Origin of the sequence: Sphingobacterium griseoflavum, from assembly GCF_014653155.1 — a bacterium.
Taxonomy (GTDB): domain Bacteria; phylum Bacteroidota; class Bacteroidia; order Sphingobacteriales; family Sphingobacteriaceae; genus Sphingobacterium; species Sphingobacterium griseoflavum.
The window spans coordinates 182,110-203,102 of record NZ_BNAF01000007.1 but is presented as its reverse complement, the minus strand read 5'-3'; the positions used below and the strand labels follow the sequence as shown (position 1 = coordinate 203,102).

Genomic DNA, 20,993 nt, shown 5'->3' with positions numbered 1-20,993 from the left:
CTTTCTTTGCGCTACTAACATTACTTATGAAAGGAAGCCTTCTACTGTTTTTTCTGCTCTTCATCCAGCAATTATTTGCTCAACACAGCGTCAGAGGTATTGTTGTCGATCAAGCGGATCACGCAGCCTTAATGAATGCCTCTGTTGTGTTGCTTGATAGCGATTCCATTATGCGCTATTTTACACGGGCGGATGAAAAAGGAAACTTCCTACTAGATAAGGTTGGCAAAGGCGACTACCTCCTGCTCGTCACCTATCCCAAATTTGAAGTATTTAGCAAAAAAATAGCGGTACAACAAAACACTCTCCACTTAGATACGGTAAAAATCAGCTCCCAATCCACTCTGCTGGAAGAAGTGGTGATTAACCAAAAGATACCCATCAAGATCAAGGGAGACACCATAGAGTATGATGCTGGAAGCTTCGAAACGGAAAAAAACGCCAAACTAGAAGATCTGCTCCGCCGCTTGCCGGGACTGACGGTCTCTGCTTCGGGAGAGATTACCGCGCAAGGAAAGACTGTTTCTAAAGTATTGATCGACGGGGAGGAATTCTTTGGATACGACCCAAAGATAGCCATTCGAAATGTACGCGCCGACGCGATTGACAAGGTACAGGTCTACGAGCGCAAATCCGAAGAAGCGGAACTGACCGGCGTCGATGATGGTGTACGCTTGCAAACCGTGAATGTCGTACTCAAAGAAGAAGCTCGAAAGGGAATCTTCGGGAATGCTAACGCCAGCATAGGTAACCATTCGCTTTTTGATGCCAATTTGTTCGCAGCGAAATTTAACCAAACAGAACGGGTCGGTGTAACGGGAAGCTGGAATAACATGGGTAACACCGGCGATGCCAGCAGAATAAGAATGAACAACCAGATCATTGGCGATCCAACCTACAAAAGCGCAGGCGTCAACTACGAAAACAACTTTCTCAAACGCAAGTTGCATCTAACTTCCAGCTACAACTTCAATAACAACAGCCTGGCCAACGAATCCAACAGTTACAACAAACGTGTACTGAATAATGACATTACACAGGAGACCACGCAGGACGAAAGCTCATGGTCGGACAATAAAAACAATGTCTTGCGAGCAAGAATGCGTTACAAAATAGACTCGCTGAGCAACCTAGATGTCCAATTGAACGCGAATCAAGGCGCAACCGAAAGTGCCAATAAATCGAACAGCACAACCATCAGGAACGAAAACACGCGGGCGAATGACTTTATTAAAGACAATAGCAGCCAGTCTGACACGGAAAACATGGATTTGCGGGTAGACTACCGCAGAAGGCTCAACAAAAACGGCCGTAGCATGAATATACACTTAAATACACAGTTTGATAACGCTGATGCCAGCAGTCTAATCGATGAGAAAACCAACTATTATGATAGCCTTGGAAACTTTCAACGTTCTGTTATCATTGACCAAACCCGATTGACAGAAAACACCAACAATCGAATAGGTGCATCCGTCAACTTCAGCGAGCCAATAACGAAGCAGCTAAACTTAACAGTCGGCTATTCATTCAATACGGGCAAGCGCGGTGGATTGGTCAATGCGTACAATAACAACATTGATGCTGGTGGACCGCAACTGGACACCTTGTATTCGAAAAACCAAACTGATCTTTCGCGGAACAACGGTTTAGACCTTAATCTCACCTATTATACTGAAAAGTTGAACATCAACTTATCGAATAGAACTTCCTATCGCTACCAAGAATTAAAAGATAGCTATCGTGATATTGATCTGAACCGAAATTTTTGGCAAAATAACCTTCATGCCAATATCACCTATCGGGTCAGCAACAGCAAAAGCTTCACATTAGGGTACCAAAACACCGCTAACGTCCCGAGCTTCTCGCAACTACAACCCTTACAACCGCCCACCAACGATTTATATCGTCAACTTGGAAACCCAAACTTGACAAGGGAGACGAATCATGCGTTGAATGTCAATTTCAGTAAGTTTAGCCTACTCAAAGCTTCCTCTTTGAATATAAATGCCCAAACATCCTTTACCAACAATGCCATAGTGAATCGCTCCATTATCGATTCCGTAGGACGCACAACCGCATCCTACGTTAACATCAGCGACCATACCAACTGGAATGCCCGTATGAACGTGAATTACGGACGGCCTATTTTCAGCGGCATTGTCCAGTTTGGGCCTTTTGCCAGTTTGTTTTACGACAACAACTACCAATATATCAACGGCGACCTCAATAAAAACAATACGGCAAATGCCAATCTTGGGATCAGCGCCAACAAGGAGAATAGCAAGCTGGTCGACTTCAATATCAATGTCGGCGTCGGCTTAACGAAAGAAGCCAATACGATACAAACACAATTTAATAACACGGCATTCCGATCATCAACCAATGCCGATCTGAAGTATATCCTACCCTACAAATTAAGTTTGTCACAAATCATATTTTACAGCTATACAGGCAAGACAAAGGTATTTCCCGAACCTATTCAACAGTTCTATATGAATGTGGAACTCACACGCAAGCTATTGAAAAGTGAAGCCTTGCTTGTCAGTATTAAAGCCTTCGATGTTTTCAATAGCTACAACAACATCAGGCGTTCGGCAGGCAATAGCAGCTTTTCGGAGACGCAGCAAGCTATGCTATCTCAATATGCTATGTTAGGATTAAAGTGGGATTTCAACAAAAATTTAGGCAAGAAAAATGATTAAAAAGATCTATACATTGCTGGCGTTAGTTTGCTATTTTCTGCTGACAGTACAGGCACAGCACGCTTATTTCCCCTCGAAAGGCATCATCAGCTTCGAGAAGGAGGTTTATCTGCGTGCGCGTATCCGAGAGATGTCCAACAATTCCAACGGACAAAACCGAGGCATGATGATGCGCTTTGGAGGCAACATAGACGAAATTCCGGAAAAAAACACGTCCTTTTTCACCCTGCAGTTTGATGAAGATGAAACCCTTATGCAATCCGTAGAAGCGGAAGAGCAACGTGGCACGACGCGAGCAAACACTGCAGGATCGGGGCGAGGCGGGCGTTCAAACAACATCAATCGTCGTCCAGGTGCAATGGTGCGTTCCAGTATGCGCGGTGGCAGCCGAGAGAAGGTTTTCTATCAAAATATTGCAACCGGAAAATCCGCTCTGCAGATCGAACTGGATGAAAAGTATTTGTTGGAAGATAGCTTGCAAGATATTACCTGGCGTTTCACGGACGAATACCGTGAAATCGCCGGCTATTCTTGCAGACGCGTAAACGGAGCCACATCAGACTCCCTATACCTCATCGCGTTCTATACCGATCAAATACCCGTTGCCGGCGGACCTGCGCTTGCACACGGACTCCCCGGCATGATTTTGGGTTTGGCTATTCCCGAAATGCACATCAATTACTGGGCACGGAAAGTAGACTTCACTGTGGACAATGTTCCATCCAGCTGGAAAGACAAGAAAGTAAAAGCGATGAGCATGCAGGAGTTGTTCCAATCACTAGGAAACAATCGCATGTTCGGCGGAGGATCTGATCCAAAGCAAATCAAACGAAATTTATTGGAAAATTTGATCTATTAAAAGGCCGTTCCGATTTGCCCACAGCGTTTCATCGCTAGGGCAAGCTTGATATTGCCGTTTTGACAGATTTTGTAAGGGACTGAAAAACCAAATGATAACTGTGGTCGATCAGGTCTTCAATAGCGGCGTCAGGGAGCGCTCGATTGCAATGTACCGTATTCCAATGCTTCTTATTCATATGGTAGCCCGGCAACACCGTAAAGGGATAATCTGCACGCAATTCAAGCGCACGTTCGGGATCACATTTCACATTGAAAGTAAGCTGATCGATTTGATCCAAACCGATCAAAAGGAAGACCTTCCCACCAACCTTAAATACAAGGGTGTCGGGGCCAAAAGGCAGCTCTTCTGACACGGCCTTTTTTCGTAGGCAATACTCCCGAAGCTGTTCGACATCCATACTTAAGTTAGTTTGGCAATGAGTTCATCTTGCAAAGCGATGCCTTTATCTTCGTTATACCATTTCTGCAGCACCTCTTTTATCTCTTCGAAACTTTTGCTTTCTGCTTTCATCGATTCGAAGATTGCCTGTAGAGCCTGCGGCCTGGGACCCCAAATCACTTTATCATGCCCTACGTCATTCCGAATAATCAATTTAGGTATGGATTTACCGCCGTTGGTGAGGTAATCGTCGATAAGAAAAGGGTGGGTATCTCGCAGTTGGATATCAAAATCAATATTGGGATTGTTTTTAACAATTTGGTAAAGCTGAGCCACCGAGTGAGCCGCATCGCCACACCAGGGCTCCGTGATAACGATCCAATGCTGATGTTCGGTGATCGAGGCCACAAGATTTTTCATCACCGCTGAAGGCTCGAAACGTTTTAGCCAGCGGTTCATACGAGACCAGTTGAGTTTTGTATAATTGAAATATTCTACGTCATCATAAGGAGGGTATTCCGCTGGAGACGCTAAAATCTGTTCGAAATAATCTAAGTATTCCTGGAAAGTCATGTCATCTTTGTTACTTTACGAAAGTAGCAATTTATTCCCGGTTATAAAAAAAATGGGTGAATCCGGCCAACATATGACGACGCACTAACGAAAATGACAGTTTGGCAGAGCGAAGCGACAGAAAAATGGACATAAATTATGTTTTAATGACGATTTGCAGGTTGGCATAGCTGTTGATAAGAAGTTACCGGTAATAAATTTGTAAAATAATAACAAAACGAGATATGTCAAAAATTATTGGAATCGACTTAGGTACTACGAACTCCTGTGTTGCTGTGATGGAAGGTAATGAGCCCGTAGTAATTGCAAACAATGAGGGAAAGCGCACGACGCCATCCATTGTTGCTTTTGTAGAAGGTGGCGAGCGTAAAGTTGGCGATCCTGCAAAGCGTCAGGCAATCACCAACCCTCATAAAACAGTATATTCTATCAAACGCTTTATGGGTTTATCATTTGATGAGTCTATAAAAGAATCACAACATGTTCCCTACAATGTTGTCAAAGGGGATAACAACACCCCGCGTGTAGAAATTGACGACCGTAAATATACACCTCAAGAAATCTCGGCCATGATTCTTCAGAAAATGAAGAAAACAGCAGAAGACTTTTTGGGTCAAGAGGTAACCGAAGCCGTTATTACGGTGCCTGCTTATTTTAACGATGCACAACGCCAGGCGACGAAAGAAGCTGGTGAAATTGCCGGATTGAACGTAAAACGTATCATCAACGAGCCTACAGCTGCAGCCTTGGCATATGGCCTTGACAAAGCACATAAAGACATGAAAATCGTTGTGTTTGACTGTGGTGGCGGTACACACGACGTATCTGTTTTAGAGCTTGGCGACGGCGTATTTGAAGTAAAATCTACAGATGGTGACACACATTTGGGCGGCGATGACTTTGATAACGTTATCATCAATTGGTTGGCAGAAGAATTTGCGAATGAAAACGGTGGTTTCGATTTGAAAAAAGATGCCATGGCGCTTCAACGTTTGAAAGAAGCAGCCGAAAAAGCAAAAATTGAATTGTCAAGCACGACATCCACTGAAATTAATCTACCGTATATCACCGCTGATGCGACCGGCCCTAAGCACTTGGTACGCACATTATCACGCGCGAAATTCGAATCATTGGCGTCTGATCTGATCAAACGGACGATTGAGCCTTGTAAATCGGCACTTAAGAATGCGGGTTACTCGACTAGCGATATTGATGAAATTATCTTGGTAGGTGGTTCTACACGTATCCCAGCTATCGTGGAAGCAGTAAAAAGCTTCTTTGGAAAGGAGCCTTCGAAAGGCGTTAACCCTGACGAAGTTGTTGCATTAGGAGCTGCGATCCAAGGTGGTGTACTGACTGGTGAAGTGAAAGATGTATTGCTATTGGATGTTACACCGCTTTCTTTAGGTATCGAGACTATGGGTGGCGTGATGACGAAGTTGATCGAATCCAACACGACCATTCCGACCAAGAAATCGGAAGTGTTCTCTACAGCATCTGACAGTCAGCCGTCGGTGGAGATCCATATTCTACAAGGAGAACGTCCAATGGCTTCGCAAAACCGTACAATCGGTCGCTTCCATCTAGACGGAATTCCTGCAGCACCACGCGGAGTGCCCCAGATTGAAGTAACCTTTGATATCGATGCCAACGGTATTATCAAAGTATCTGCAAAGGATAAAGCAACCGGCAAAGAGCAAAATATCCGTATTGAAGCTTCTTCTGGTTTATCCGATGAAGAGATCCAAAAAATGAAGCAAGAAGCGGAAGCGAATGCTGAATCCGATAAAAAAGTCAAGGAAGAAGCCGACAAAATCAATGCGGCCGACGCCCTTGTATTTTCTACGGAAAAACAATTGAAAGAATACGGAGACAAAATCTCTGCAGACAAGAAAGCTCCTATTGAAGCTGGACTCGAAAAACTAAAGGCAGCTTATGCAGCGCGTAATTTCGCAGACATCGACACCGCATCTGCTGAATTGCAGACTGCTTGGAATGCCGCATCGGAGGAGATGTATGCCGCTTCACAACAAGGTGGTGCACAACCGCAAGGTGCTGATGCTGACCAAGCACAAGGAGGTAAGCAAGGCGGCGATGATGTGCAAGATGTAGAGTTTGAAGAAGTGAAATAACGAAACTATTCTTCTTGTAAAATAGTAAAGCCCGAAGTATAATTACTTCGGGTTTTCTTGTGATGGATAATACTGAAGAATTCCACCATCAAATACAGTCCACACACCGGCGGGCATGTTCGCATACTTCAACGCGTTATTGGTCCAGGTGTTGCATGAAAAAATAAGGCTATACGCTCCTTTGGCTTCGTAAAAAGCATCGTCCTCATTGTATTGCGCATTGGTTTCTATCCGTATAGCCTCCCCATGTGCATTGGTTTTCAGGCTAGCCAGCACGTATGACACAAGACGGCGATATTGCGCTGGGGTTACCTGTGTCCGGCGGCAAAGCTGATTTTCCGACATCGCCTTGTAATAGGTCACGTGTAGAGCGGTCTCCCCAATCCCTAAACCAGCAACCAGGGCCGTTTTCAGTTTCAAATCCTTCCATTCCGGCGTATTTAGATAAAACCCTTTATCTCCCCACCCGATGGCGACCCAATTCTGCACCGTATCCCGGCCTTTTGTATTCCCGAAAGGAAAAACGAGGTCCCACTTCATGCTATCTTGTCGAACCGGCATAACGATATCGGTATGCACACCGTTCGATAGCACATAAACCGTGATGCCATCTTCGGCATAGCCCATCACTGCGCGCGAGGCAGGGATACGGGATAGCATAAAATCAGCAGAAAGGTACAGGGCAATACAGAGCATTAATCCGAGTATAATGTATCCCATCACAGCCATCAATTGTACTATTTTTTCGTTCACCATACTGAATACCTAATACGCTAAGCAAAAAAGCTGCCCCCAAACCTACGTGCTGGGGGCAGCCTTTTCGACAAATATATTATCTTAAAACAACTTTTCCGGATAAGCTCCTTCAGCCAGCAACGCAGAAATCGACTGCTGTACCATGGCCTTATCTTCTTTGTAGGTCACGCCAAACCATTTCGACGAGGTAGGAATAACCTTAAAGTCGGCCATGCCTCTTTTTACCATATAATCTGGTACGGTAGGAATAAAAAACTCGGACTTTGGATTGTCTGCGTTAGAGGCTACAAAATCTTGGAACATTCCAGCTGCAACATCAAAGATTTTGGGTGTGAAGCCCCAAAAATTCATCGAAACACGTGTCTTTGGATCCAGATCGTGTTTTACACCATTTTCCTCGTAGACAATTTTTCGGTTTCCTTGATCATCATCCGTATAGTAAATATTGGTTCGCTCCGTTACAGACTTCATATGGCCGTTTTCGTCGACCTCGCAAACGCCACGCGATACATATCCGTAGTCGGACATCGTATTACCGACCTGAAAGCCCATCAGTGCCATCTTGTCGTCGGCGACATCGGTCGTTAAAAACTGCGCCATTTTAACGAATGCATCTGTCCCATAGAAGTCATCGGCATTAATTACACAGAATGGTTCATTGACCTTATCCCTCGCGCTCATCACGGCATGGGCTGTACCCCAAGGTTTACTACGTTCAATGATACGATCGATCCCGAATTTTGTTAGGTCATAGCTTTGAAAAGCATAATCGACCTCAATCTTGCCACGCAGCTTCTCATCGAATACCTCGCGCATCTTCTCCAAAAATTCTTCCCGAATAATAAAGACGACCTTACCAAACCCAGCTTTGATGGCATCGTAAATCGAATAGTCGATAATGGTTTCTCCATGGGGGCCAAACGAGTCTATTTGTTTCAATGATCCATATCGACTTGCCATTCCCGCGGCAAGAATCAGTAGTGTTGGTTTATTCATCATTTATCTTTTTTAGTCATGATTACAATCTTAGCTTGACAAAGATACTCATATTATTTATTTCTTTTTGAAAATGGCTCCCAAGATGCCTGACGCTATCTTCCCTATCAATTTTACCCCTTCGCGTGCCAAGGCGCGAGACGCTTGCGTCTGCGCTGCCTCCAGGGGTGTCTGCCGCCGGTTTCCACCGCCGCTACGAGTAGCTTTGGACGCAGTTCCTTGCGTTTTGCGCTGCTGTTCCTCCGTACGAAAAAGCGCCATTTTCTCGTCAATGATCTCACTCGCGCTACGCCTATTTACAGGCACCTGATATTTTCCCAGCAGCTCCGAGTTGCGGACGGTTGATGCATAGGTATCCGCATTGCAAGGGCCCATTACAGCACGCGCGGCCACCAGGTGTGTCGCCACCACCTCTGTTGGGATACCTTTATCATTTAGTACAGTAACCAAGGCTTGCCCCGTTCCCAACGACGTTAATATGCTATCGATTTCATAAAACCTCGATCGCGGATAGGTTTTTACCGTCTTCCGCAAGTTTTCGGCATCATTGGGTGTAAAGGCACGCAAAGCGTGCTGGATACGGTTCCCTAATTGCCCCAGCACTGATTCGGGAATATCAGAAGCCGCCTGCGTGCAGAAAAACACGCCTACGCCCTTGGAACGAATTAATCGAACGATCTGTTCCACCTGCGATAAGAATGCCTTGGAAGCCCCATTAAACAAAAGATGGGCTTCGTCAAAAAAGAACACCAACTTGGGCTTTTCCAGATCGCCAACTTCAGGCAACTGCTTAAAGAGCTGGGCCAGCAGGCTCAGCAAAAATGTAGAATATAGCAACGGTTGATCTTGTATATCGGCAATATTCAATAGATTGATTACACCTCGGCCGTCGACCCGTTGGAAAAAATCAGCGATCTCAAATTCCTTTTCGCCAAAAATATGCGCTATCCCCTGTTGCTCTGCAGCCACGATCTTCCGCAAGATTGTCCCTGATGTCGCTGTGCTTATTTTACCGTAATCGTCTTTGATTTCTGCTGCTCCAGGCCCTTCGCTCAAGTAGCTTAGCAACTTCTTTAGATCATTAAGATCTATCAGTGGCCATTGTTGATCCGCCGTAAACTTAAAAATAGCAGCCAATACGCCTGCCTGCGTTTCGTTAAGACCTAGGACACGAGCCAGCATTACCGGGCCGAAATCTTCCACCGTGATGCGCATCGGGACACCCAATTTTCCACTCAGCGAGAAGAGTTCGACCGGAAAACCAGTCGCTTCAAAGGGAACCCCAACTAGCTCACCCCTTTCGATCAGCGCTTCGTTCGCCTTACCCGACTCAATAAGGCCCGATAGATCGCCCTTCACATCGAGCATAAACACCGGAACGCCCGCATCCGACAACTGCTCGGCTATCAACTGAAGCGTTCGGGTCTTTCCGGTTCCAGTAGCACCCGCAATCAAACCATGCCTGTTCATCATCTTCAATGCTAGGCTAACCTTTGCATCACGGAGCACCTCGCCACTCAAAATACCAGCTCCAAGCTGTATAGATGCTCCTTTCGGACGATAAGAGGCAGTTATTGCGTCCGTGAACACTTTTTTGATATCTTCCATATAATCATCATGTTGATACGACGAGCCACGCACACCGCATCACGTAATAAATCTTTACCTAAAGATAGCTTTATATCAAAATTTAACAAAAAAAATTAAATCATGCCTATCGTTTCTTTTCCGAAGTAAATTTGTATTTTTGATAGAGACAAAAGTATTTATCGTGTTGAACAAGATCACGCATACGAGCGCTGCAAAGTACTGCCTAGTCGTCTTCTTTTTGAAGATGCTGATCGCAGCAACGCCGGTATTTGTAAATGTGTTGGATCGTGGTACGGTGCTACAAGTCGTCTTGCAATTAGAGATGGAGAATACGTCCAAGGCGGGCAGTTTTGGCGAAGATCTTCACGAATCCAATTCCAAGTTTTTTAATACTATGATGTCGGATCATTTGTTTTTCTACCCCCTGGTTGAAAACAACGGTAAGCAAAAACACTATCTGAAAAATGAAAAGTTGATTCAAGCTTTCCATGCCAACGTCCCCACACCGCCTCCTAACGCTTAACGCTACATCGCATTTTGGCTGTCTATGGCCTACCGAGCGTCAATCATACGTTTCGGCTTTTATACTGTAAAATTCATGAAATAACGGAGTAGAGTTAAGTTAAACCTTATGTTTGGAACGCGTATGTCTGCTTTTCTAAAGCTGACGAAAAGAGACTTAAAATATGATTTCCCATCCAGTGTAGTGGTGTTCCTTGTTGCACTACCATTGTGTCTGGGAATAGCAATGGCATCAGGCGCACCATTGTTTGCTGGCATTCTGACAGGCGTAGTTGGCGGCTTAGTGGTGGCAGCCATCAGTAAATCCCCGCTCAGTGTTAGCGGTCCCGCAGCGGGACTGACCGTCATTGTACTTAGTGCGATCGAAAAACTAGGGGCCTACGAGACCTTCTTGCTAGCCGTAGTGATCGCCGGTGCTCTGCAGTTGATCCTTGGCGTGTTGCGGGCCGGAATAATCGGAAACTATTTCCCATCCGCTGTTATCTTAGGAATGCTTGCTGCCATTGGTATCACGATCATTCTCAAACAAATTCCGCTAGCGTTTGGCATGACCGAGTCGCACGCTTTTGAAATCGATAACGGCGGCGGGATTGCGGCTTTTAAAGACACCATGCTACCCGCCGTAAATTGGGGTGCAACATTGATCTGCTTTCTTTCGCTTAGCATACTAATCTATTGGCCAAAGGTCAAGGGATTAAACAAAATCCCGGCACCGCTTTTGGTCGTTCTGCTGGGGGTACTTGCAGCCTTTCTTTTTCGAGGAAACAGCATGAAGCTTACGGCGCAGCACTATGTGGCCATACCGGTAGTAAGTTCCTTTCAGGAGTTTACCGGCTTATTCATATTCCCTGATTTCACACAGGTCCTGAATAAGGATATGTGGATTGTTGCCATTACGATTGCGATAATTGCCAGTTTGGAAACTTTGATAAGCATAGAGGCCGTAGACAAGCTAGACCCACTCAAGCGCAACACACCCACCAATCGAGAGCTTATGGCGCAAGGTATCGGCAATATGGCCAGTGGGTTACTCGGCGGGTTACCGTTGACATCTGTTATTGTCCGCTCCTCTGCGAACGTGCAAGCGGGTGGACGAACAAAGCGGTCGGCCATGTTGCACGGCATCTGGCTTTTGATTGCCCTGCTGGCGATTCCGACCGTTATAAATTTGATTCCGCTATCCTCTTTGGCAGCGATATTATTGCACACCGGCTACAAACTTGCTAATCCCGTTTTATTTAGACATATGTTCAGAAAAGGCTTGGATCAGTTTGTTCCGTTTGCGGTTACCGTGACGGCGATTGTGTTTACCGACCTTCTTTTAGGCGTAGGAATTGGAATTTTGGTTGCCATATTTTACATTATCCGGGCAAACATGCAAAATGCTTTTCAGCTCGAAATCAGTGAACAAAATGGTGAAAAAACTGTTATTATGACATTGGCGGAGGAAGTTTCTTTTTTAAATAAAGTGCCTATACAACAACAGTTGTATAGCTTGCCGAAAAATGTGTATCGTATCCGTATAGATGGCGAACAGAGCAGATTTATTGATAAGGACGTTATTGATGTTTTAAAAGATTTTGAGCTCCATGCCGTCAGTAAAGGAATCGCTATACAACTGCATGCCATTACGTACAAAAAACAACAATTGAAAACAAATTAGTAAACTATTAACTTGGTTGGCGACCATGTCAACCACCTTAATTAACAAAACATGGGAAATAAAGAATTAGAAACAGGTTTCCAGCGCATATTAGATGGCAACAAAGGCTGGATAGATTTTGTAGCAAAGGACACGACAGGTCGTTTCGAACAGCTGGCGAAGGGTCAAAACCCGGAGATATTATGGATTGGCTGTGCAGACAGCCGGGTCCCAGCCAACGAAATCACCGGAAGAAAGCCCGGCGAAGTATTCGTACACCGCAATATTGCGAACATGTGTGTCCACTCCGACATGAGTATGTTATCTGTACTGGACTATGCTGTAAATGTACTAAAGGTAAAACATATTGTTGTGGCGGGTCATTACGGATGCGGGGGTGTCGCAGCTTCTTTAAGCCGCAAGCAATTTGGAATCATCGATAACTGGCTTTGCCACATCAAGGATGTTTATCGGTTGCATGCAAAAGAAATAGATGCCATAGCAGATGAAGAGGAAAAAGTTAATCGCCTTATCGAATTGAACGTAAAAGAGCAGGTATTTAATTTGAGTACAACATCCATTGTACAGAATGCTTGGAAAAACGGACAAGATTTAGCTGTGCATGGCATGGTCATCAATATTGGTACCGGAGAACTTATCAGTTTAGAGAACTCCATGTATGGAAACGAGTCCTTGGGCAATGTATTTGCCTTTCAATAATTAATTTACGCGCAGCTGCATTTGCGGCTGCGCATTTTAATGGATAAATATCCCTTCCTGAGTTACCGCTTTGACGTATGGACTAGCATACAGATCGAGTACAACAGCGAATTGATAACGGGTAACATAGGCTGATCGATCGAAAACTCCGGTAAATCCTAGTTTTGTAGACCATTCCTTTTCAATTTGGCGATCCACTTCCTCACCACGCAGCCCCACAAAACGTAGCAACGATAAAAGATCGTTCCACGTGAGGTAATCCCCTTTATGATCTGCAAACCACAACTGGCTACGCGAGAATAAGCGATGGAATATTGGCTGGATATGGCCAAAGCCAATGCGCTCATCTTTCCCAAAAAATAGTCGGCCATCTCGGTATTCTGGCAAAATAATACCGGATAGACCAAAACGTTGTATCGCATAGAAATGCGCATCATCTATGGGTATATCCTGATAGGAAATAATACGCATGCCATAGGTCATTAACTCGGTTTGCAGTTTACGGACATCAATTTTATCCGTTGACGTTTTAAAAAATGCAACATAGGCTGCTGCAGCTCCCATCGCCTGCCCTAGCGCAGCACACAAACCCACATTTTTTGATGCACCGGCTACCAACGGCTGTAAAGATTTTTTGGAAAAGAACCCCTCATACTCGGTTTGCAAAAGCTGTGGCAAGGTGATCGCGACAGCGCTCTGACCCACCGATCCCGAAAGCACCAACGTGCGAACAGTTTGCAAAGAAAGATGTTGCGTGCCTACCGTGTCAAGCGTCCTAGATATAGTTTCGGTCGGTAACATGGCGGCAAGTTGCTGTCCGTCTGACAAATCCAATACGGCGCGGACTTGGAACCGTTGTTTATTCGCAAGCACGACCTGCCAATTCTTTCCATCCGGTTTCAGCGCATCGACACGCTGGCCCCGCAATACCAACAGATCTTTATGTTTCGCCAAATCCCGTTCAATAGCATTCAAGAACAGCCGTGGGTTCATATTTTCTTTTACCGATTGTGCCAACGAATCATTTGGACTTTTCGACAAAGCCATATCCATGAGCACATGCAACCATATACCGCCATCGAGGCCTTGCGGTTCATCGATGCGGACAGCATGCCGTGAAAACTCGGGCACTAAAGTATCTGTATCGGCCACCCATAACGTGGGTACCCCAGATAGCGCGCTTTGGATTGCCGCTGTATAGGCCATAATATCAGATCCATAAACCAAAACTTGCGGCTTCTTTATTTTTTGCGCTACACTTTGTTGCGCAGAAACGAGGACAAGAAGAAGTAAAGCGTATGCATATTTCATTGTATGAGCAGATAGACCGTCTAAATCGTTAAAAATACATATTATAAATAGCTATTCCGCGTAAGATCTGTTAAAATTCGGTTAGACCATGCGTGTAGCGTAGGTCACGTTCTATTTCAGATCGCGAAAGCAGATATTATAAGTGGGCAACAACATTTTTAGCCGCCTTCAGAAAGCATATAATTTTAGCTAAGTGGCGCTATAAATCAGGTATTAATCTTTAACTTTGCAGTATGTTGAACGACGAAAAACCACTGAATTTTATCGAGGAGATTATTGAAGATGATCTCCATAACGGCAAGCATGGAGGGCGTGTTCTGACCCGCTTTCCGCCCGAGCCGAACGGATACCTCCACATCGGACACGCCAAATCTATTTGTTTAAATTTTGGCTTGGCCGAGCGATACCAAGGCAAAACCAATCTTCGTTTCGATGACACGAACCCTGTTACGGAGGATACAGCGTATGTAGAGAGTATTAAAAAAGATATACAGTGGTTGGGGTTTCAATGGGCCCAAGAACTTTACACATCTGATTACTTCGAGACGCTGTATAATTTTGCCGTGGATCTTATCAAAAAAGATCTTGCATACGTCGATGATAGTACAGCCGAAGAAATTGCCGCAGCAAAAGGCACTCCAACAGAACCGGGTGTACCAACCCCTTACCGCGACCGATCTATAGAAGAGAACCTTCAGCTCTTTCAAGAAATGCGTGAAGGTAAGTATAGGGACGGGGAGAAAGTTTTGCGTGCAAAGATTGATTTGGCGAATCCTAACATGCATCTACGGGATCCGCTGTTGTACCGGATAAAACATGCACATCACCACCGCACGGGCGACGCTTGGTGCATCTACCCGATGTATGATTTCGCGCACGGACAGTCTGATTCGATCGAGCAAATAACCCATTCCATCTGTACACTCGAATTTATTCCGCACCGCCCCTTATACGATTGGTGTATCAATAAACTGGAAATTTTCCCCTCCAAGCAGTATGAATTTGCACGTTTGAACCTCTCTTACACGGTCATGAGTAAGCGTAAGCTGCTGCAATTGGTGAACGAGAAGTATGTAGAAAGCTGGGACGACCCACGCATGCCGACTATTTCGGGCTTGAGAAGACGTGGCTACACGCCCGCGTCTATCCGTAATTTCTGCGATCGCATCGGCGTGCAGAAACGTGAAAACATGATTGATGTCAGTCTGCTGGAATTTTGTATTCGCGAGGACCTAAACCACTCCGCTTGGCGGCGTATGGCCGTTCTTGATCCGATCAAAATGGTGATCACGAATTACCCCAACGATCATGTTGAAGAACTTATCGGGGAGAATAATCCAGAAGTGGAAGGTGGCGAAGGCACACGTGTTATCCCATTCAGCAAAGAGCTTTGGATAGAGCGTGATGACTTTATGGAAGAGCCGCCAAAGAAATTTTTCCGATTGGGTCCGGGTCTTTCCGTACGGTTGAAACACGCCTATATCGTGACCTGCAACGACTTTGTGAAGGATGAAAATGGTAAGGTAATCGAGATTTACTGTACCTATGCTCCCAATTCCAAATCAGGCGAAGACACATCCGGCTTGAAGGTAAAGGGGACGATCCATTGGGTATCTGTGGAACATGCCAAAGAGGCAGAAGTACGTTTATACGATCGTTTGTTCAATGATGAAAATCCTGCTGCAGCTGAAGACTTCAAGCAATCGATCAATCCAAATAGTTTAACGATTATCGAAAAGGCTTATATTGAGCCAGATTTGATGGAAGCCACGCCAAAAAAAGGCTATCAATTTATCCGTCTTGGTTATTTCACCTTGGACAGCAAGTCGACTACCGACAATTTAGTATTCAACAGAACAGTGACTTTGAAAGACTCTTGGGCAAAAGAGGTTAAGAAGGGCTAAAACAGGATACTTAATAAAAAAGGAAGGCTAGATTCATCCGCAAAGGCGGAAAGAATCTAGCCTTTTTGTTACTAAGCATAAATTAACCGCTATTCCTTGGTCTCCCGGTATAGATCTACCAACCCTTCAGGCAAATCTACTTCGATAATTTTCGCTTCGGCATCGATTCCGAGGATCAGGTCGTCATTCAGGGGAAACAACAGTTCCTGTCCGTTGAAATCTACCGTCGCCATAAATTGCTGAGGAAGCTCCTGCACATGGGTGATCTCACCAATCTCCCCTTCTTCTTCATCGATTACCAAAAAGCCAATCAAGTCGGAATATCTGAAATCTTCGGGATCACGCTCCGGCATTTTATCAAGTGGCAGATATGCTTTTTTCTTCACTAAGGGCTGCGCCTTATCGATATGGTCAACATCTTCTAGATTGAGGTACGCGGTACTATTTTTCTGTAGTTTGATGGTATCTACAAAGTAGGGAACCAACTTTTTGTTTATTTCCAAAAATAGCACATCAAACTCGAGATCCATGTAATCCTCAAATTCGAAATACAACTGTAACTCACCCTTCAATCCGCGCGTTTTGGTGATATATCCTATATAAAAAGCCTCTTTCAATTCCATGATCTACTAACTACTAAAAAAAAATAAAAAGCCGAATCCTAAGGGTTCGGCTTTTTTGAATCTGTATGAATACAAAATTATCCTTCAGTTTCTTCTTCTGCAGGCGCTTCCGTTTCTGCTTCCTCAGCAGCTGGCGCTTCTTCAGCAACAGGGGCATTTTTCGCCGCTACCGCTGCTGCTTTGTCCGCATTTTTCTTCGCTTCAGCAGCTAAAGCAGCTTTCTTAGCATCGTCTTTAGTTTGCGCTAAGCTTGATTTTTTACCTTCAACTTTTGCATCGTTTCCTTCCGACCATGTTGCAAATAGCTCTTCCGCTTTAGCATCGTCAAATGCACCTTTTTTAACACCACCTTGTAAGTGTTTTTTGTAAAGTACACCTTTGGCAGAAAGAATCGTACGCGCCGTATCCGTAGGCTGTGCTCCTTTGTTTACCCAATCCAACGCCTTGTCAAAATCCAAAATGATGGTTGCAGGGTTTGTGTTCGGGTTGTAAGAGCCAATACGCTCGATGAATTTACCATCACGTGGAGCACGTGAATCGGCTACTACTACGTGGTAAAAAGGCTTTCCTTTTTTACCGTGTCTTTGCAATCTGATTTTAGTTGCCATGTTTTATTTGTGTTATGTATTCAACATATCCCCCGTGCTTCATGCAAGAGGGGATGCAAAGATAATAATTAAAATGTGAAAATTAAAAAGTAAAAAGAGTGTGCTGAAAATCGCATTGCTCCAAAAAGATACATCCGACCTACTTAGCCTTCCAATAAGGCCTTATTTTCAGCCCGATTCATAGTCATGTGGAGAATTGTCGAACAACTTTGACAGCTGCCCCCTTCACAATCCAGTCTTAACTTCTTACCTTCATAGCATGATTGCTGTTGCCCCATTAAAAATATTAAAGGCGTCGGCAGGGTCTGGAAAGACTTTCAGCTTAACCCTGCATTACATCACCCTGCTGCTGTCCAATGAAAACAGCTATAGGGAAATCTTAGCTGTGACCTTCACAAACAAGGCGACCGCTGAAATGAAAGAACGTATTCTAACGGTGCTGCAGGCGCTTGCCTTGGGCGATCAAAGCAGTAAGATTGATGATTTTCGACAACTGCTGCTGCAGCAATCTTTCAGCTGGAACGCTCAACAGCTGCAAGAAAAAGCACATCGCGTATACCGCAAGATCTTGCACAACTATGGTCATTTTACGATCAGCACCATTGATGGATTTTCGCAAAAAGTGATCCGTAGCTTCACTTACGAGCTCAACCTAGACGCTGCCTATAAGATTGAAATGAATACGGCAAAGGTTAAACAGGATCTTTCTATCATGCTCAACCAGTTGCTCGACGATAGACCCGACCTACTGGCTTGGATCATGGATTATGCCGACAAGAAGATTGCCAACAATGAAAACTGGAACTACCGACAGCAGCTTCTTAGTCTAGCAGGGCTTATCTTCACAGAAAATTTCCAAGAATTTGATGCACACCTCAGCGTTGCCAACCCACATGAACTCTTCAGTCTGCTCAATAAGGAGATCCAATCGAAAACCGATCTTTTTTTGGATAGCTTAAGCACAAGCATCCAAACATTTGCACAAACCTTTCAAAGCTTTCAGCTATCGGCAGAGGAGCTCAAGGGGAAATCACGCAACAAACTGTTTTCGGCCAGTAAAATCAATCCGAAGATCCACAAAGAAACACCCAGCTCGTTACAAAAAGTTTTCGACAAATACCTCGACTTGCCGAACAACGACGACGCCTTCACGATGGCCGACAAGAGCCATCGTGAAGACGTCCGTGCGGCGCTCTTACCGATTCTGAAACAAATAGAAGAATTGTATAGCCTCTTCCCGACCTTTATCGCGTATCAGGCGGTGGCAAACAACCTCTACTTCCTTAGGCTGCTAAAGGAGATGAGTGATCTTTTGCGTCTCTGGCGAAAAGAAAATGCAGCCCAGCTTATATCTGACTCGCAGATATTACTGAACCGTTTGGGTTTAGACGCTCAAAATGATCCAACTTTCATATGGGAAAAGATAGGCAATCGGTACCGTTATTTTTTGTTTGACGAATTTCAGGACACCTCGCGTATCCAGTGGAAAAATTACAGCCCTTTGCTGATCAATGCGTTGGGCAATGCACAGCAAAAGGTCAGCGAACACTTGGTTGTGGGCGATGTGAAGCAGAGTATCTACCGTTGGCGAAACGGCGATTGGCGTATCTTGCTGCAGCAAGTAGAGCAGCAGGTTGCCACAGCCTTCCACCTTTCGGCAGCGCAAAAGGCGCAATTCATTGAAAACGGATCGCTGGCGATCAATTTTCGAAGTTATCCGAATATTATCCGTTTGAACAACCATCTGTTTGAAATCTTGCCAAAAATGCTGCAGGAAGTGCTTAACCAAAAAGTCGAAGAAAGTTTGGAAAGCGATATGGAAGCGAAGGCATGGTGGTTGGCATCAGGCAACAGTGACATGCTTATAAAAGCCTATGCGCAAAGCCAACAAAACATCCCGGAGCATCGCTTGCATGAATCACATCAGCAAGGCAGCATAGAGATACAATACCTTCCTGTTAGCGATGGCCGCTGGCGCAGAAATCAAGTCGTGGAGGCGGCGCTGAAGCTCATGTGTGAAAAGATAGGAAATTGGTTAAAAACGGAACGCTATCAACCCAAACAGATCGGTATCTTGGTACGCAGCAATGCGCAAGCAAGACTTGTCATAGAAAGGTTGATGGACTATAAAAACCAAACAGACGCCACGTTTGAGGTTATCTCGGGGGATGCGCTATCATTGGCCGCTAATGACGCGATCTTATTACTGTTAGAAACGTTAAAAGCTCTTGTTTACAGTTCCGATAAACATACCATCTATCGCGCGAAGATGGCCCATCTCTACCAATTGATCAAAAGCCAAAAGCCATTCGATGCCGCCTATTGGATGGCATTTAAGCAAAACGATCTTCAGGCGTTGCGCGCAATTTTACCGACAAAACTTATAGACCAGTGGCCGTTGTTACAGCAGTCACCATTGGTGCATCTGGTCGAACAGCTCATCGAAATATTTGGCCTACACGAAGAAGGGAACATTCATCTACCCTACATCTTGGCATTCAAAGATATGGTATCCAATTTTTCGGCCAATGGCGAGCGCGGTATCACCCAGTTTTTGCAATATTGGGAAGAAGATGGCCAAATGGCGTCTTTACCGTTTAATGGCAAGGTAGATGCGATCGAGGTAACCACGATCCACAAATCCAAAGGTTTGGCCTATGAAGTGGTTATCCTTCCTTTCTGTTCTTGGGATCTGGACGGTAAGCTAAATGGCGACTTTTGGATAGATACCGCGGAAACACCCTTCCATAGCTTAGGCAAGATTCCTATCAAATATAACAGCAGTGTTGGCAGATCCATTTTCTACAAGCAGTATTTTGAAGAAATGCTCTTTAATTACATGGATGCTCTGAACACGCTTTATGTGGCCACCACGCGTGCCATTCAACATCTATATATCCTTGCACCATCTTTCAAGGAAGTTGAGGATAAGAAGAGTGGTGCCATCCACATGGATATCAAAAATGAATACATCAGCGACCTGCTGTTTAAAAGTTTAAAGGCTGACGATGCACCTTTTCCGTTTGCTAACGACCATCTTCTGATTGATGCCGATCCCCCACTTTCCGTTGCACCGGACCGTTATCAAAACGACTTATCGGACCACGCTTCTTCTAACCAACGACACATTGCTCTCACGAGCTATCCTATATCCCATGAACTAGAAAAAGCGTTCGAGAGGTCGACCAAACGGCATGTAAACGACATATTAATGCTGGAGAAAGCTGCGCAGTATGGTATCCTTGCGCACGAAATAATTTCGGAGGTCTCCGAAGAACGGGGTATCATACCGATGATAGATCGCTATATTCAAGAAGGTATCCTTACGACTGGGGATCGTCCGCTTTTACTGGAGGAGATCCATCGCATTTGGCATCATCCACAAATACACCAATGGCTCACCGGCTCGTATAAGACTTGGAATGAAGCGAGTATCATTTTAGAAAGCGGAGAAACCATCCGTCCCGATAAAGTGTTCACCAGCCCTGATGAAACGATCGTTCTGGACTTTAAATTTACAAAAGGAGACTACGCCGAGCATCAATGGCAAGTAGACCATTACAAAAAAGCCTTGATCAACCTTGGCTACCGGCAGGTGCGCGGCTACCTTTATTATGCCAAGACCAACGAACTCGTCGAAGTCATCTAAGTTTATGTGACATGTGCAACAA

General features: G+C 44.8%; 16 protein-coding genes. 8 read left to right on the top strand and 8 right to left on the bottom strand.

Annotated features, from left to right (window positions below):
• The first annotated feature begins 26 nt into the window (after positions 1-26).
• Positions 27-2,705 (top strand): TonB-dependent receptor, encoded by a 2,679-nt coding sequence (locus tag IE165_RS10885; RefSeq protein WP_189626648.1) that lies wholly within the window; start codon positions 27-29, stop codon positions 2,703-2,705.
• The gene (locus IE165_RS10880) at positions 2,698-3,564 is read left to right on the top strand and encodes a GLPGLI family protein (RefSeq protein ID WP_189626647.1); all 867 of its coding nucleotides are present in this window, start codon (positions 2,698-2,700) and stop codon (positions 3,562-3,564) included. The genes IE165_RS10885 and IE165_RS10880 overlap by 8 nt, the downstream gene beginning before the upstream one ends.
• 34 nt (positions 3,565-3,598) lie before the next feature.
• Here IE165_RS10880 and IE165_RS10875 read toward each other — a convergent pair whose 3' ends face one another.
• Both IE165_RS10875 and IE165_RS10870 read right to left on the bottom strand, forming a co-directional pair.
• On the bottom strand, positions 3,599-3,964 hold the full coding sequence (locus tag IE165_RS10875) for an MmcQ/YjbR family DNA-binding protein (RefSeq protein ID WP_189626646.1): 366 nt from the start codon (positions 3,962-3,964) through the stop codon (positions 3,599-3,601).
• Positions 3,965-3,966: 2 nt separating this feature from the next.
• Positions 3,967-4,518 (bottom strand): thioredoxin family protein, encoded by a 552-nt coding sequence (locus IE165_RS10870; RefSeq protein ID WP_189626645.1) that lies wholly within the window; start codon positions 4,516-4,518, stop codon positions 3,967-3,969.
• A gap of 224 nt (positions 4,519-4,742) precedes the next feature.
• On the opposite strand from IE165_RS10870, the gene dnaK reads away from it, so the two are divergent.
• Positions 4,743-6,650 carry a molecular chaperone DnaK gene (gene dnaK / locus IE165_RS10865; RefSeq protein WP_189626644.1) on the top strand — a complete coding sequence of 636 codons (1,908 nt, stop codon included), beginning with the start codon at positions 4,743-4,745 and terminating at the stop codon, positions 6,648-6,650.
• A 42-nt stretch (positions 6,651-6,692) separates the two neighbouring features.
• On the opposite strand, the gene IE165_RS10860 is transcribed toward dnaK, so the two are convergent.
• From IE165_RS10860 to IE165_RS10850, 3 genes are all read right to left on the bottom strand, one after another.
• Positions 6,693-7,406: a TIGR02117 family protein gene (locus IE165_RS10860; RefSeq protein ID WP_229826509.1), complete on the bottom strand. Its 714-nt coding sequence runs from the start codon at positions 7,404-7,406 to the stop codon at positions 6,693-6,695.
• A gap of 81 nt (positions 7,407-7,487) precedes the next feature.
• Positions 7,488-8,402, bottom strand: a complete 915-nt coding sequence (locus IE165_RS10855) for a nucleotidyltransferase family protein (protein WP_189626741.1) — start codon at positions 8,400-8,402, stop codon at positions 7,488-7,490.
• 57 nt (positions 8,403-8,459) lie between these two features.
• On the bottom strand, positions 8,460-10,010 hold the full coding sequence (locus IE165_RS10850) for a helicase HerA-like domain-containing protein (protein ID WP_189626643.1): 1,551 nt from the start codon (positions 10,008-10,010) through the stop codon (positions 8,460-8,462).
• 139 nt (positions 10,011-10,149) lie between these two features.
• On the opposite strand from IE165_RS10850, the gene IE165_RS10845 reads away from it, so the two are divergent.
• The 3 genes from IE165_RS10845 to IE165_RS10835 all read left to right on the top strand — a co-directional run bounded on the left by IE165_RS10845 (position 10,150) and on the right by IE165_RS10835 (position 12,876).
• Positions 10,150-10,515, top strand: coding sequence for a hypothetical protein (locus tag IE165_RS10845; RefSeq protein WP_189626642.1), 366 nt, complete (start codon positions 10,150-10,152; stop codon positions 10,513-10,515).
• Positions 10,516-10,623: 108 nt separating this feature from the next.
• Positions 10,624-12,177 carry a SulP family inorganic anion transporter gene (locus IE165_RS10840; protein ID WP_189626641.1) on the top strand — a complete coding sequence of 518 codons (1,554 nt, stop codon included), beginning with the start codon at positions 10,624-10,626 and terminating at the stop codon, positions 12,175-12,177.
• A 51-nt stretch (positions 12,178-12,228) separates the two neighbouring features.
• Positions 12,229-12,876 (top strand): carbonic anhydrase, encoded by a 648-nt coding sequence (locus IE165_RS10835; protein ID WP_189626640.1) that lies wholly within the window; start codon positions 12,229-12,231, stop codon positions 12,874-12,876.
• 36 nt (positions 12,877-12,912) lie between these two features.
• Here IE165_RS10835 and IE165_RS10830 read toward each other — a convergent pair whose 3' ends face one another.
• The gene (locus IE165_RS10830; protein WP_189626639.1) at positions 12,913-14,187 is read right to left on the bottom strand and encodes a hypothetical protein; all 1,275 of its coding nucleotides are present in this window, start codon (positions 14,185-14,187) and stop codon (positions 12,913-12,915) included.
• Positions 14,188-14,420: 233 nt separating this feature from the next.
• Here IE165_RS10830 and IE165_RS10825 point away from each other — a divergent pair, with 233 nt between their 5' ends.
• Positions 14,421-16,091, top strand: coding sequence for a glutamine--tRNA ligase/YqeY domain fusion protein (locus tag IE165_RS10825; RefSeq protein WP_189626638.1), 1,671 nt, complete (start codon positions 14,421-14,423; stop codon positions 16,089-16,091).
• Between the two features lie 89 nt (positions 16,092-16,180).
• On the opposite strand, the gene rimM is transcribed toward IE165_RS10825, so the two are convergent.
• Both rimM and IE165_RS10815 read right to left on the bottom strand, forming a co-directional pair.
• Positions 16,181-16,714, bottom strand: coding sequence for a ribosome maturation factor RimM (gene rimM / locus IE165_RS10820; RefSeq protein ID WP_189626637.1), 534 nt, complete (start codon positions 16,712-16,714; stop codon positions 16,181-16,183).
• A gap of 77 nt (positions 16,715-16,791) precedes the next feature.
• Positions 16,792-17,322 (bottom strand): 30S ribosomal protein S16, encoded by a 531-nt coding sequence (locus IE165_RS10815; protein WP_189626636.1) that lies wholly within the window; start codon positions 17,320-17,322, stop codon positions 16,792-16,794.
• Positions 17,323-17,581: 259 nt separating this feature from the next.
• Between IE165_RS10815 and IE165_RS10810 the strand changes: the two genes are divergently transcribed.
• Positions 17,582-20,971, top strand: coding sequence for a UvrD-helicase domain-containing protein (locus IE165_RS10810; protein WP_189626635.1), 3,390 nt, complete (start codon positions 17,582-17,584; stop codon positions 20,969-20,971).
• Positions 20,972-20,993: the final 22 nt, after the last annotated feature.

Excerpts from the sequence above, each read along its gene's own strand:
- IE165_RS10880 (WP_189626647.1), top strand. The coding sequence starts at position 2,698 with ATGATTAAAAAGATCTATACATTGCTGGCGTTAGTTTGCTATTTTCTG.
- IE165_RS10835 (WP_189626640.1), top strand. The coding sequence starts at position 12,229 with ATGGGAAATAAAGAATTAGAAACAGGTTTCCAGCGCATATTAGATGGC.
- IE165_RS10825 (WP_189626638.1), top strand. The coding sequence starts at position 14,421 with ATGTTGAACGACGAAAAACCACTGAATTTTATCGAGGAGATTATTGAA.
- dnaK (WP_189626644.1), top strand. The coding sequence starts at position 4,743 with ATGTCAAAAATTATTGGAATCGACTTAGGTACTACGAACTCCTGTGTT.
- IE165_RS10885 (WP_189626648.1), top strand. The coding sequence starts at position 27 with ATGAAAGGAAGCCTTCTACTGTTTTTTCTGCTCTTCATCCAGCAATTA.
- IE165_RS10870 (WP_189626645.1), bottom strand. The coding sequence starts at position 4,518 with ATGACTTTCCAGGAATACTTAGATTATTTCGAACAGATTTTAGCGTCT.
- IE165_RS10840 (WP_189626641.1), top strand. The coding sequence starts at position 10,624 with ATGTTTGGAACGCGTATGTCTGCTTTTCTAAAGCTGACGAAAAGAGAC.
- IE165_RS10860 (WP_229826509.1), bottom strand. The coding sequence starts at position 7,406 with ATGGTGAACGAAAAAATAGTACAATTGATGGCTGTGATGGGATACATT.
- IE165_RS10810 (WP_189626635.1), top strand. The coding sequence starts at position 17,582 with ATGATTGCTGTTGCCCCATTAAAAATATTAAAGGCGTCGGCAGGGTCT.
- IE165_RS10850 (WP_189626643.1), bottom strand. The coding sequence starts at position 10,010 with ATGGAAGATATCAAAAAAGTGTTCACGGACGCAATAACTGCCTCTTAT.
- IE165_RS10855 (WP_189626741.1), bottom strand. The coding sequence starts at position 8,402 with ATGAATAAACCAACACTACTGATTCTTGCCGCGGGAATGGCAAGTCGA.
- rimM (WP_189626637.1), bottom strand. The coding sequence starts at position 16,714 with ATGGAATTGAAAGAGGCTTTTTATATAGGATATATCACCAAAACGCGC.
- IE165_RS10815 (WP_189626636.1), bottom strand. The coding sequence starts at position 17,322 with ATGGCAACTAAAATCAGATTGCAAAGACACGGTAAAAAAGGAAAGCCT.
- IE165_RS10830 (WP_189626639.1), bottom strand. The coding sequence starts at position 14,187 with ATGAAATATGCATACGCTTTACTTCTTCTTGTCCTCGTTTCTGCGCAA.
- IE165_RS10875 (WP_189626646.1), bottom strand. The coding sequence starts at position 3,964 with ATGGATGTCGAACAGCTTCGGGAGTATTGCCTACGAAAAAAGGCCGTG.